A 13,995-nucleotide genomic window follows, 5' to 3' on the forward strand; every position below is an offset into this window, starting at 1 on the left:
AATGGTGCGATTGGCGCGTGGGACGAACCGCCCGACAGGCGGCGCGTGGCGGCGGGCGCTGTGCGCGGGCTTGCTGGCCTGCGTCGCGCAGGCCGCCGCCGCGGGCGACGGCGATCATCTCGTGAAGGACTGCATGTCCTGTCACGATGCCGCCCAGGGACGCGATTGGGCGATACCCGTCATTCTCGGACAGAAGCCGCGCTATCTGGCGAGCCGGCTCGAGGCATTCCGCCATCCGGACGCCGACGGCAATCTCATGCCGCGCCTGATGTCCGCCTTTACGCCGCAGGAGATCGAGCGGCTTGCGGTCTACCTGTCATCGCAGCCGTCGGGTCTGGCCCGATCGGCCGACGCGCGCGCGGTTGCGTCCGCCGCCGGCTTTGCGCGCTACCAGCAGCATTGCGCCGTCTGCCACGAGCAAGCACCTGACAGCCCATTGCTGCTAGGACAGGGACGGGCCTATCTCGTCGACGCACTGCGCGACTTCGTTTATGGCCGCCGCGGCATGCCGCAAGGCATGCGCGAGAGCCTGAGCGCGCTGTCGGCCGACGACCTGAACGCGGTGATCGGCTTTCTGGCTTCTTCTTCAAACAGGAAAGAAAAGTGAAACGTTCGTTTCTCGCTTCTCCGTTGTCGCACGCAGCGCGGCGACGGCATCGCCGGTCGGGCATGCGCGCCCCGTCGTGCCCGAAGTTCGTCGTGCTGATCGCCGCGCTGCTCGGCGCGCCGAGCGCCGCGCTGGCCGCGGAAGGTGGTCAGCGCGGGCCGGGTCCAGCATTCATCGGCGCGTCCACCTATGCGAAGATCATGTGCTCGGGCGTATTCGTCTCGGGGCTGGCTGAGCCGCAGATCAGCGGACAGGATCTGGCCGATCTGCCGCCGATCCCGGTGGCGATCGATCGTGACCAGCGCACTGTCACGGCGACCATGGGGCCGGTGAAGCGTACGGCGCGTTACCGCGACGGGCTGGGCTGCACGCTCGACAACGCCCCGTCGCCGGACCTCGCGCGCGCTGCGTCGCCGAAGCCTTATCCGCAAACGAGCGAGGCGAGCGCGCAACATCCCGCGCCGTTGACGGTCGCCCCGAGTCCGGCGCTGACGCTCGTGCTGGACCGCGCGTTCGAGGAAAGCGATTCCGCGCTGCTGAAGAATACGCGCGCCGTCCTGATCCTCCGCCACGGCAAGATCGTGGCGGAACGCTATGCGGAGGGCGTCGCGATGGATACGCCGCTGCCGGGCTATTCGATGGTGAAGGGCGTCGCCAACCTGTTGACGGGCACGCTCGTGCGGCGCGGCTGGCTGTCGCTCGAGCGAAAGGATCTTCGGCCGGAGTGGCGCGTCGCTCCCGACGACGTGCGCAAGAACATTTCCGTCGATCAGCTGCTGCGCATGACGTCGGGGCTGGCCTGGAGCGAGAACTATCTCGGCACGTCGTCGGATCTGATGGTGATGCTGACCTCGGCGCACGATCCCGCCGCCTACGCGGCGGCCAAGCCGCTGGCGGCGCGTGCGGAATCCGCCGACGCGCCGAAGCCGCTGCCGGACGCGGCGCGTTTCGAAGCGGTGCTCGGCGCGGCGCGGATGGCGCCGTCCCGCAGCGAACCCCGGAGCATCACGCCTGGCGAGGCGTGGCGCTACTCGGGCGGCTCGTACGAAATCCTGTCGGCGGCGATCTCGGACACCTTGCGCGAACACCACGAAGCGCCGCTCGCCTATCCGTACCGCGCGCTTTTCGGCCCGCTCGGCATGACGAGCGCGATCCTGGAAGCCGCGCCGGACGGCGACTACATGCTGTCGTCGTTCATGCTCGCGAGCGCCCGGGACTGGGGCCGGCTCGGCCAGTTTCTGCTCGACCAATATCGCGACGGCACGCGTGCCGACGGCATCCTGCCGGCAAACTGGCTCAAGGAAAGCCTGCGCCCGACGCTCGCGCGGGGCATGCCGATCGGCACCGAGACGGGCTCCGGCTTCTGGCTCAATTCGCTTGGCGCAAACATACCGCGCAACACGTTTTACCTGGGCGGCTTTCAGGGGCAATTCGTCGTCGTCGTGCCGGACCAGGACCTGGTCGTGGTGAGGCTCGGCGCGACCTCGGCGGACGGCAACTGGATCGCCCGCAAGCTATTGGAAGACATCGTGCCGCGCCTGGACTGATCCGGCACGACGCCAGCCATCGCATTCGATCACACCCCGACACGTCATGAGGGAAAACATGAAGACACACGTCAGCAAGGTCGTCCTGTTGCTGGCCGCGCTTGTTTGCGGGCCGGCCTGGGCGCAAGCCGCGAAGGGCGCGGCCGCGGCGCAAGGGCCCGTCGCCTCGATCGCGAGCATTTACGTGACGCCGGGCAAGCGCGCGGCCTTCGAGGCGCAATACGAGAAGCAATACGCCGGCGCGCGCCTGCACGCGGACGGCCTGCTCGAATCCTATCTCCTGGCCCCGGTCTCCGGCGACAATTCGGCCCCCTTCAAGCACTTCACGGTATGGCGCGACCGCGCCTCCTACGAGGCGTTCTTCGCGAAGGTGGCGAGCGGCGAACATCCGGTCGGCGCGAAAGCCAGCTATGGCGGCGACGGCGACATGTATACGCGGCGGCCGATCTACGAGTTGTATGCGGTGCCCGTTCACCACAGCGAGGCCGGTGTGACCCCAGCGGCCGGCGCGTCGAACTGACGGACCATGGAATCGTCGAGCAAGCTGCCCGGGGCAGCCTTCGAGCAAGCCGATGACCGTTTCGGCGGCGCATCGCCGACCATCGAGCAGATTCGGCACATCGTCGAATCGGTGTTGGGCGTCGCCGTGCCGGCCCCCGACGCGAATATCATCGGCCTCGGCGCCAACTCGATGGAACTGGTGCGCATCATCAATCGCATCGAGGACGACAGCGGTGTGCGCATCGGCTTCGAGAACCTGAGCTTCACGCCGTCCGTCGCGATGTTGGCGGCGTGCGTCGAGACGGCGCGGGCGGGCTCCGTTGCCGATGCCGGCGCGCTTCGCGCGCATGACGAACTGCCCGGCGCGGACGGCACGGACACGCGTCGCGTCGCGCCAGCGCAGGCCATCGGCGCGATCCGGGACGACGAAGGATGGCCGGTCGTGCGCCTGATGGCTGGCATGCCGGACGAACTGTCCGTCGGCAGCGTCCGCGCGTTTCGCGAGACGCAGGTGGAGCTGGACCGTGTGGCGCGACTGTTGAGCGTGTTGCGGCAACGGCAAGCCCGGGCCGGCTACGCGTCCGCCGGCGCGCGATATCCGGTGCAGACGTATCTGTATGCGAGGGCGGGCGCGGTCGCCGGCCTGGCATGCGGCTTGTACTACTTTCACCCCGCACGCGCGGAGCTGTGGCTGCTCGCGCCGGATCTCGTGATCGACGCGGCGCTGTACGACCCGCTGCACAACGCGGCCATCCATCGAGGGGCGGCATTTTCGATTCACCTGGTGTCGCGCCCCACTGCGATCGAGCCACTGTATGGGGCGCGCGCGCGCGACTACTGTCTGCTCGAAGCCGGCGCGATGGCTCAGTTGCTGCGCATGCGCGCGCCGTCCTACGACCTGGGATTGTGCGCGATCGGCGATTTCGATTTCGAGCCGGTGCGCGGCTGGTTCGAACTCGACGCGGACCAGGAGTGCCTGCACTCGCTGCTCGGAGGCGGGGCGCCGTGAGCCGCGAGCAAGCGTCGGCGGGCTACGCGCTTTCCGTCAATCAGCAATCGCTCTGGCGCTATCAGCGCATGTTCCCGGACGCATCGACCTACGGAATGCTGGGCATCGCGCGCATGCGGACGGCACCGTCCATCGAGCCGCTGCGGCGCGCATACCGGCGCCTGATCGAGCGGCACGAGATCCTGCGATGCCGGATCAGCGACGGGGCGAGCGGACTTGCGGCGTATCCGCTCGCCGTCGAGCGGAGCGACGACGGCGAGCTGTTGCCGCTCGTGGAGGCGAGGGACTGGTCCGGCGCGTGTCTTGCAGCCTTCGTTGACGCGCGCTTCGCGCGTGCGCACGAAATCGACGACACTTCGCTGTTTCGTTGCGTGGCGGTCCTCGCGTCCCGCGCCGCGGCGGATGGCCTGAGCGCGGACGGGCTGCGCACGGGAGCGTCGAGCGACGCCCGGGAGGGCGAGACGGTCGGGCTGCTCGTGTTCACCGCGCATCACATAGTGGTGGATTTCCTGTCGTTTCCGCTGATTTTGCGGGAGCTGGATGCGCTCTACGCGGAGGAGACGGCCGAGCCGTCGCGGCCGCCGTGCGCGTTTCGCGCCGACGCGAATTTCCGGCATCTCGCGGCATGGGAGCGAGGCTGGCTCGGGACCGAGGACGCCCTCGCGCGTGCCGCGTCGTACTTGGCCCGTCTGGATCCGCCCCCGGAGCCGCTGTGCTTCGACGGGACGCCCGTTGCGCAGCCGGGCGCGCGCGTGGAGCGCGAGCATCGCTTTCGGCTGTCCGCCCAGATGCGCGACGCCTTGCTGGGCTGCGCGCGCGCGCACGGCGTGACGCCGTACGTGGCGATGCTGTCGGTGTTTCAGCTGCTGCTGCACGTGCATTGCGCCACGGCCGACGTCAGCGTGGCGACGCCGTTGCATGGCCGCCCCCGGGCCTTCGGCCGGACGATCGGCTATTTTGCGAACGTGCTGCCGGTCCGCCAACGCATCGCCGCGGCCGACACCTTCGCAGACCTCCTGCTGCGCAATCGGGAGACGTTGCGAAGCGGGTTGCGCCTCGCGCCGTTTCCGTTCGCGACCCTATGCGAACGCGCGGGCGTGCGCGAGATGCGGCCGGGCATGACCGCGCTTACGCAGGTCGCCCTCGTTTGGGATGCGATGCCTGAGAGCGACGCCGACGCGTGGCTCCACATCCAGCATGTGGAGCAGCGCGGCACGCCTTACGCGCTCGCGTTGACGGTATATGCGCGGGATGACGGGTGGACGTGTGGCCTGAAGCATGATCCCGATACCGTGCCGCGGCATTTCGTCGAACAGTGCCTCGCCGACCTGCCGCGCTTCGCGATCATGCTGACTGGCGCGCCGACGGTGCCGTTCGGCGCGCTTGCGTTCGTGCGCCCGCCCGACTGGCATTGGCCGGCGCCCGTGGCGCCGGAGCCGCCCGCGGACTTCATCGAGGCAGCGTTGCGATCGAACGCGCTGCGAACGCCGGATGCGATCGCATTGCGGAATGCGGCGCAGGCCCTGTCGTATGACGAACTGCTGTCCGTCACGCATCGAATGGCCGTCGCGCTCGGGCAGCTCGCGCCGACGAGCGGCCCCGTCGGCCTCCTGATGGAGCGTGGCGTCGATGCCGCGCTGGCCTTGATCGCCGCGTTCAGGGCCGGCATCGCCGTCGTCCCCCTGCATCCCGATCAGCCGGTCGCCTGGCTCGCTCGTGCCTGCCAGGACGGCGGTCTGATCTGCGTCGTAGCTTCGGCCGCCCATGCCGAGCTGGCCGCGTCGATGCCGGTGCCGGTCTTGACCTTTGCGCGGTGGCGGGAAGTTGCGTCGCGGGTCACTCACGACGCCTTGCCGACGCCTGATCCGCTCGACACGGCCTACGTCATCTACACGTCGGGTTCGTCGGGCGTGCCCAAGGGCGTCGTGGTCGCGCGACGGAGCTTGCAGCACCTGCTGGCGGCGAGCCGCTTCATGTTCGACGTTGCCGACGCGCGCTGGACCCTCGTCCACCATCCGAGCTTTGATTTTTCGATGTGGGAGTTGTGGGGGCCGCTCGTCCACGGGCGAGCGTTGACCGTGCTCGGCGAGCGGGAGGCCGCATTGCCCGACGCGTTCCACGACGCACTCGTGCGCGATGGCATCACGCACGCGGGGCTCACGCCGGCCGCCTGTCGGCTGCTGCTGCCGCTGCTGACGCGGCACGGCGCGCGGACCTTGAGGGGGATCTGCGTCGGCGGGGCCGCCGTCGACGCGGCGCTCGCGACCCGGCTCGCCGCGCTCGGCATCGACACGTGGACCTTCTACGGTCCGACGGAGGCCACGGTGTGGGCCGCTTGCACCCGGCTGGGCGCAAGCGGACAAGACGCGCGGATCGGCTACCCGCTCGCGGGCATGCGCGCCTACGTGCTCGACGCGCGCCTGCAGTGGGTACCCGAGCATCGGACCGGCGAGCTTTATCTTGGCGGGCCGCAACTGACGCGCTATCTCGGCGCGCCCGCGTTGACGGCCGCCGCGTTCATACCCGATCCGTGGCAACCCGGTGAGCGCATGTATCGCACGGGCGACCGGGTGCGATATTCGCGTGTCGACGGGCTGGTGTTCGTCGGCCGCGCGGATCGGCAAGTCAAGGTCAACGGCTATCGAATCGAACTCGATGCGCTGTCGAACGCGCTGTCGGGGTGCGACGGGATCGCGCAAGCGGGCTGCGTGCATCTGCCGGATCAGGGCGTCTGCGCCCTGTATACGACGTCGGACGGTCTGCCAATGCCGGCCGAACGGCTCGCCGAGATGGCGCGCCGGGTATTGCCGCGATACGTGCTGCCGGTGCGTTTCGTCCATCGCTCGGCGTTCGCGCTCACGCGCAACGGCAAGGCGGATCTCGACGCGATGACGGCAGAGCTGGCGCGCGCCTCGCGCGATGCCGAACCGCCGGCCGACGAGGCCGCGTTGTGCGCCGAGATCCTGCTTGCGCTCGAAGAGGATCTCGGCCTGCCGGTGGTGGCGGCCGACGCGAATTTCCACGATCTGGGCGCGACGTCGATCGTACTGGCGAACTTGCATTCGCGACTCGCGCCGCGCTTCGCGACGGGCTTCGAATTGGCCGACCTGTATGCGTTTCCGACGGCCAGGCGGCTCGCGCAGTGGCTCGCGTCGGGTGCGCGCGGCGCGCCGGCGTTGCGCGCGCGTGCGCCGTCCCGGTGGCAAGCGAGGCGCGCGCGCGTCGCGCGGCGTCAACCGGATTGATCATTACGAACAGGACAGGGAACAGGATGTGTGGATTCGTCGTCGCTTGTCATCGTGACGCAGTCGTGCCGGCCGAGCGCATCGAGCATGCGCTCGATGCGCTGCGCCATCGCGGCCCGGACGGGCGGGCGCTGTGGCGAGCATCCGATGGCCGCTGCGCGATGGGATTTCACCGTCTCGCGCTCGTCGGCCCACCCGAGCAGATGCAGCCGTTTCATGCGGAAGATGTGTGGACCGTCGTCAACGGAGAAATATATGGGCATGCGGCGCTGCGACGGGAGTTGGAGGCGCGCGGCGCCCGCTTCGTCACGGAATCGGATTGCGAGGTGCTGCTGCACGGCTATCGGGATGCGGGCATCGATTTCGTGCGGCGGCTCAATGGCGAGTTTGCCGGTGTCATCTGGGACCCGCGGGTGCGGAAACTGTATGCCGTGCGCGACCGATGGGGCGTGAAGCCGCTCTATTACCGCCTTTGCGAAGACGGCATTCATCTCGCGTCCGAGATCAAGGCGCTCGTCGCGTTGGGCGCGCGATTGCGCTGGAATCACGGCGCGCTGTTCCAGCATTTTTTCGCGTCGATCGGACCCGCCCAGACGCTGTTCGACGGCATCCATCAGGTGCCGCCCGGGCACGTGCTCGAATGGGACGCGCACGGATGGCGGGTGACGCCCTACGAGCCCGAGCCGACCGCGGACGGTGGCACGCCGCCACGCTGGGCGGGCGAGCCGCCGCGCGCGTTGATGGCGCAATTGCGCGAACGGCTGGATCTGGCGGTGCGCGATCGGCTGGCAGGCGATGTGCCGATCGCCTGCCATCTGAGCGGTGGCGTCGATTCCGCGACGCTCGCTGCCTTGGCCGTGCGGCACCGGACACGCGGACTGGAAGCCTTCACCGTCGACTTCGGCGCTTACGCAGGCGACGCGGCCGCAGCGGCGGAGATCGCGGCCGGCCTCGGCATTCGCCATCGCGTCCTGGCGCTCGACGAGGCGCGACTCGTCGCTCACTTCGAGGATGCGGTGCGGCACGCGGAAACCATCGGCTTCAACTTCATCGGTTCCGCGCGCTGGATGCTCGCTAGCGCGGTCGCCGCGGAAGGGTACAAGGCCGTGCTGTCGGGCGACGGCGCCGACGAGCTGTTCGGCGGATACGGATTTTCCGTGATCGACGGCTTGTGCGAGCGCTCGTCCGCGCAGCGCGCGCTGATCGCGCACGTGCTCGAGAGCGGCCGTTCGGCGCTCGCGGCGGAGCTTGGGCAGGCGTTGCCGATCTTCGAGCTGGCCCCCGCACGCCACGGCGACAGGGCGCCCTACCTCGTGACGAGCTGGAACCACCAGCGCAGCGGCATGCGCGTACTGCTTGCGCAAACCTTTCTCGACGAATTTCACGGCGACAACCCCTACGACATGTTGATGGAGGCGACGGGCGGGTTCGGCGAACCCTCCGCTTCCGCCATGCAGCGGTCGCTGCATCTTTGGCGCAAGTCGCTGTTTGCGAATCACATCCTCGTGTCTGAGCGGCTGGACATGGCGCACGGCGTCGAGACGCGCTACCCGTATCTGGACAATCGCGTCGCCGCCGTCGCCCAGGCGCTGCCCGATGCGTGGCTCGCCGACGACCTGCGGGAGAAGCGCTTCCTCAGGGAGGCCGTCGCATCGCTAACGCCCGAGTGCGCGCGGCGTGCGCGGAAGCAGCCTTTCGAGGCGCCGCCGATTACCGCCTCGCGGCGCGGCGCGTTTCGGCGCTATTTGCAGGACGTTCTGCATGGCGACAGCGTCAGGCATTCGTCGATCTTCGACCGCCAGCGCTTGCTGAAACTGGAAAGCGCGCTGCCCTCGTTGTCGAGCAAGGCGAAGGAGCGGATCGACAGCCTGTTGATGATGGCGCTCAGTTTCTTCGTGCTGCAGCGCGCGTTCGGCGTGAGCGAATGAAGAACCGGAGCAAGGCCGCCCCGGAGCCGCCCGCGTCAGGCAGCGGCTGGCATGCGGCCAGTGTGGGAGGCGATGTCGGTGACAAGGTGCGCCGTACGTCGAATTGATGGGCTGGATCACGTGCGGACTGGACGCATTCCGGTTCGAGGTGACGTCATTGGGAGCAGAACTTGAGCAACCTGGATACGTTGTTGTTGTCCGCCGAGCAACAAGAGCGCTACCGCGCACTGCTCGCGGAAAAAGGCCTCGCGGGTCCGAAAGGAACGGACGTTCCGCCACGCGCGCCTGGCGAGCGCATACCGCTCGCGAGCTATCAGGAGCCCTTGTGGTTCATCGACCGGTACGAGGGCGGCGATACCGCACATAACGTCGTGTATCCGATGGGCTTGCCCGAAGAGGAGATCGACGAGGCGGCGCTCGTTCAGGCGATCGGCCGGATGATCGAGCGTCACGAGATCCTGCGCACGACGTTCCGGCAGGACGATGCCGGCGTCGCGCAGATCGTGCATGCCAGCCGGCCGCCCGCGCTCGAGCGCGTCGACTTGCGGCCGGTGCCGGACGCATTGAAAGAAGCGAGCGGATGGAAGCGCGTCGACAAGGAGGCGGCCCATCAGTTCGATCTCGAGCACGGCCCGCTGATCCGCTTCACGCTGCTGATCGTCGCGCCGCGCAAGAATGTGCTGATCGTGTCCTTGCATCACATCGTATGCGACACGTGGTCGGTCGCGATCATCGATCGCGAGGTCCGCACGCACTACGACGATATCTTGCACGGCCGTCCGTGTTCGCTGCCGCCCGTGCCGGCGCAGTTCGGCGACTATGCGCTCTGGCAACGCAAGGCATGCGATGGCGGCGCGCATGCGCGCCATGTCGACTATTGGGTCGACCGGCTCGCCGATGCGCAGCCGCTGCAGCTCGAAACCGATTTCCCGATGCCGGAGCGGCGCAGCCACCGGGCGAGCAACTGCCTCGTCCTGATCAAGCCGGACCTGCTCGAGCGCGTCAATGCATACGCGCGCGGCCACGGCGTCACGCTCTACATGGTATTGCTGACCGCCTTCAAGATCGTGCTGGCGCGGCATACGGGACAGACCGATATCGTCGTCGGCACGCCCCACGCGAACCGCGGGCCGGATGCGATGCGGGACGTCATCGGCTTCACGATCAACTCGCTCGCGCTGCGCACCGAACTCGGCGGCAATCCGACCTTCGATGCGGCGGTGCGACGCGTCGGCGCATGCGCGCTCGAAGCCTACGAACACCAGGATGCGCCGTATCAATCGGTGGTCGAGGCGCTGGGCGTGCGGGCCAAGGGGGAGCGGCTCAGCCGCTATTCGCTGTTCCGCGCGTTCTTCTCAGTGCAGAACATCCGATGGGCCGATATCCAGTTGCCTCAGATCAATACGGGCAAGCTGCATGACAAGCCGCGTTTCACCGTGCCGCATCCGACCACGAAGTACGACATCTACATGTACCTGCGCGAGCGGGACGGCATGGTGTTGGGCGGGATGGAATACGACACGGAGCTGTTCGCGCAGAGTCGCATCGAGCGGATGATCCGCCATTTCCTGCGGATCCTCGAGCAGGGCGTGACTCATCCGGGCACGAGCATCCATTTGCTCGACATGCTGGCGGAGGACGAAGTTCGCGAGCAGTGCCCGGCGCCGCACCCGGCGCAGCGGGACGCGGCGCCGCCCGCGGCGATCCACGCCTGGTTCGAGCGCGCGGCTGCGCGTTTTGCCGACTGTCCCGCGATGATCGACGGCGACACGGTCGTGTCCTACCGGGCGCTCGCCGACGCGAGCGCGAAGCTGGCTGGTGCCTCGCCGCTGGCCGGGCGGGCACCGGAGCAGCGGATCGGCGTGCTCGCCGATCGCTCGATACGCATGGTCGAGACGGTGCTCGCGGTCCTGCGCGCGGGCGGAGCGTGCGCGATGCTCGACCACGCGACGCCCGCGCCGCGGATCGAAGAGGCCAGACGCGCCCATCGGATCGACATGCTGCTGCGCGACGAGGCGCCCGAATCCGTGGGCGAAGGCGCGGTCGAGGTCGTCACGCTCGACGCGTTGGCGGCGCGCGCCTCGACCGCTCCGGCGGCCGCGCCAGGCCCGGTGTTCGTCGGGCAGACAGCGTTCGTTTTCATGACCTCGGGCTCGACCGGCGTGCCGAATGCGGTCGAGCTGTCGCACGCGAGCGTGCTGAGCGGCCAACTGGTGCACACGTGTCCTCATCCGATCGGCCCCGGAGACCGGCTGCTCGTCACCACGCCGACAAGCTCGGCGCGGCTCGTCGGCGAGTTGCTGTGGCCGCTTCTCAACGGCGCGACCCTGGTGCTGTGCCGCCCGGGCGGGCATCAGGATCCGGCCTATATCGGCGAGATGCTGCAGCGACATCGGATCACCCATTTCAGCGTCCTGCCCCAGGTCCTCGCCGCGCTGCTGGACGAGCGGGTGCCGGCCCGCTGCCCGGATCTCAAGCTGGTGTACTGCGTCGGGCAGAACCTCGACCGGCAATTGGCGGCCCGCTTCGTCGCGATGTCGGACGCGACGCTCTACAACACCTACGCGCAGACCGAGGCCTGCCCGGTGACGTTCCACGCCTGCGACGACGACGTAGCCGGCGATGGACCGGTGCCGGTCGGCCGCGTCGCTCCGAATACAGCGGTCTATGTGCTCGATGCCTACCTGGGGCCGGCGCCGATTGGCGTCACGGGGCAGATCGCGGTTGCGGGCGACGCGCTGGCCAGGGGCTATTCGGACAATCCGCGCCTCACGGCGGAAAAGTTCGTGCCGAATCCGTTCGGCGAACCGGGCAGCCGCATGTACTGCAGTGGCGATCTGGGTTCGTGGGACGAGGCGGGGCGGCTCATGCTGCGCGGTCGCAGCGACCAGCGCGTGAAAATCCGCGGCTATCGGATCGATCTCAATGAGATCGAGCATGCGCTCATGTCGATTGAAGGCGTGGACGAGGCGGTGGTCGTCGCGTCGACGGATCTGCGCGGCGAGCCGTCGATCGTCGCGTTCGTTCGGGCGCGGCCGCTGCCGATGGAAAAGCACAAAGGCTTCGCGCGGCTGCTCAAGGCGCGTTTTCCCGTCCGCCGGCAAGATGTGGAGGCGTTGCTTCCCGATCAATTGCGCACGATCCTGCAGGCCCGATTGCCGTTCTACATGGTGCCGGCACGGATCACGCAGCTCGAGGCGCTACCGCGCGGCCGGACCGGCAAGGTGGATCGCGTGGCGCTGGCCGCGCGTGGCGCCGAGCGCGAGGCGTCGACGGTCAAGCTCGAGGGCGTGCCCCGCGCGGAGAATGAGCGCGCGCTCGTGGCGATATGGCGCGACGTGCTGGATCTGCCCGCCGACCGGCACATCGGCATTTACGACAGCTTCTTCGAGCTTGGCGGACACTCGCTGAGCGCGGTCAAGATCGTGCAGCGGATCCAGGCGCAACTGGGCGTGAAGCTGGATATCCGCAACGTGTTCGAGGCGGTCACGATCGCGGGCCTGAGCGACCTGATCGACTGGACAGTGTCGTCCGACACGTTCGACGACATCGAGCTTTGAGCGCGCGGACCCCATGCTGACAACATTGGACGATATCGGGGCAACGCGGCGCGTGCCTTATATCCGGCTGTTCGAGGATATGGCGCGGGCGCGCCCGTCGGCGGTCGCGGCCGAGGACGCAGTGCGGCGCGCGACTTATGCCGAGCTGGATGGGATGGCGGAGCGTTTCGCGCACGAAATGCGGGAACGAGATGTGGGTCGCGGCGCGATCGTCGCGATTGCGCGCGATCGCGACGTCTTCACGCTCGCCGCGATCCTCGCGACGTTCAAGTGCGGCGCCGCGTATTTGCCCATCGATCCCGAGGCGCCTACCCAGCGGCGGCGGCAGATGCTGGCGCGCTGCGCATGCACGCTGGTCCTCGCCGACGCGCGTGCGAAAACGGCGTGTGAGACCGACGCCGGCCATGCGGTGACGGCCATCGACCTCGCGGACTGGGTCGTGCTCGGGCCGCGACCCCAAGGCGCACGGTCCGACGCGAGGCTCGACGATCCCGCGTATGTGATCTTCACATCCGGCTCGACGGGGACGCCGAAGGGGGCCGTGCTGTCGCAGGCGAATCTGGTGAATCACCTGTGGGCGAAAGTCGACGCCCTCGGCCTTGCCGCGAGCGATCGGATCGCGCAGACGGCGCCTTTCGCGTTCGACCTGTCCGTTTGGCAGTTCCTCGTGGCGGGGCTCGTCGGCGGCAGCGTGACGTTCGTCGCGCAGGACGTCGTCGCGGATCCCCCCGCGTTGCTCGATACCCTGGCCCGCGCGAATGTGACCGTGGCGCAGGCCGTTCCGAGCTACCTGAACATGCTCCTCGATGTCGTGCGGCGGCGCGACGCGCGCCTGACCGACACGCTGCGCGTGATGGTGACGGCGGGAGAGACCTTGCCGATCGCTGTGGCGCGACGCTGGTTCGAGGCCAGCGGCGCAAGGCTCGTCAACGCGTACGGCCCGACCGAGTGCGGAGTTGACGTGACGCATCATGCGATGGCATGCGCGCCGGACGGCCACACCGTGCCCATCGGGCGCGCGATTCCTGGCGCCGAGTTGCACGTCGTGAACGCCGCGCTCGAGCGCGTCGCCGACGGCGAAGCCGGCGAATTGCTGATCGGCGGCGTGGCGACCGGCCTCGGCTACGTCGGCGCGCCGGAGCAGACGGCGGCCGCGTTCGTCGAATTGCCGTTCGCACGCGGCCGGTGCTATCGGACGGGCGACCGGGTGAGTCGACGCGGCGACGTTTACACATTTCTCGGCCGGCTCGATCTGCAGATCAAGCTGCGCGGCTATCGGATCGAGCCGGAGGAGATCGAGGCGGTGCTGCTGCGGGACCCGCGCGTGCGGGCGGCGGCGGTGACGCTGTACCGCGACGGCGCGCGCGCCGAACTGGTGGCCGTCATGGAACGCGCGGAGCCGGACGGTTCTCTCGACGCGCTGCGTCACGCGTGCCGCGAGCGGCTGGCGGCGGCGCTGCCGGCGTATATGGTGCCGAGGCTGATCGAATTCGTTTACGCGATGCCGCTCAACGCGCGCGGCAAGACCGACCGCGGCGCCATCGCCACGCTCCTGCGCGCGTTGAACCCGTTTCAATGAAAAGTCCATCCCATGAACC

8 protein-coding genes are annotated in these 13,995 nt (G+C 68.5%); all 8 read left to right on the forward strand.

What is annotated here, in order from left to right:
* Position 1 precedes the first annotated feature (1 nt).
* A complete protein-coding gene (locus tag J8I33_RS09415; protein WP_209934910.1) occupies positions 2-607 on the forward strand; it encodes a c-type cytochrome in 606 nt (201 codons plus the stop codon).
* A 92-nt stretch (positions 608-699) separates the two neighbouring features.
* Complete coding sequence (locus J8I33_RS09420; protein ID WP_348636005.1) at positions 700-2,154, forward strand: serine hydrolase; 1,455 nt, start codon at positions 700-702, stop codon at positions 2,152-2,154.
* Positions 2,155-2,212: 58 nt separating this feature from the next.
* Positions 2,213-2,674, forward strand: a complete 462-nt coding sequence (locus tag J8I33_RS09425) for an antibiotic biosynthesis monooxygenase family protein (RefSeq protein ID WP_209934919.1) — start codon at positions 2,213-2,215, stop codon at positions 2,672-2,674.
* A gap of 6 nt (positions 2,675-2,680) precedes the next feature.
* Positions 2,681-3,664: a nitroreductase family protein gene (locus J8I33_RS09430; protein WP_209934927.1), complete on the forward strand. Its 984-nt coding sequence runs from the start codon at positions 2,681-2,683 to the stop codon at positions 3,662-3,664.
* Positions 3,661-6,909: an AMP-binding protein gene (locus J8I33_RS09435; RefSeq protein WP_348636006.1), complete on the forward strand. Its 3,249-nt coding sequence runs from the start codon at positions 3,661-3,663 to the stop codon at positions 6,907-6,909. Before J8I33_RS09430 ends, J8I33_RS09435 begins: the two co-directional genes overlap by 4 nt.
* A 26-nt stretch (positions 6,910-6,935) precedes the next feature.
* A complete protein-coding gene (gene asnB / locus J8I33_RS09440; protein ID WP_209935247.1) occupies positions 6,936-8,837 on the forward strand; it encodes an asparagine synthase (glutamine-hydrolyzing) in 1,902 nt (633 codons plus the stop codon).
* 194 nt (positions 8,838-9,031) lie between these two features.
* Positions 9,032-12,397, forward strand: coding sequence for a condensation domain-containing protein (locus J8I33_RS09445; RefSeq protein ID WP_245171773.1), 3,366 nt, complete (start codon positions 9,032-9,034; stop codon positions 12,395-12,397).
* Between the two features lie 13 nt (positions 12,398-12,410).
* Complete coding sequence (locus J8I33_RS09450; protein ID WP_209934940.1) at positions 12,411-13,976, forward strand: amino acid adenylation domain-containing protein; 1,566 nt, start codon at positions 12,411-12,413, stop codon at positions 13,974-13,976.
* Positions 13,977-13,995 lie beyond the last annotated feature (19 nt).

Source organism: Burkholderia sp. AcTa6-5 (assembly GCF_017815075.1).
Lineage (GTDB): Bacteria > Pseudomonadota > Gammaproteobacteria > Burkholderiales > Burkholderiaceae > Burkholderia > Burkholderia sola.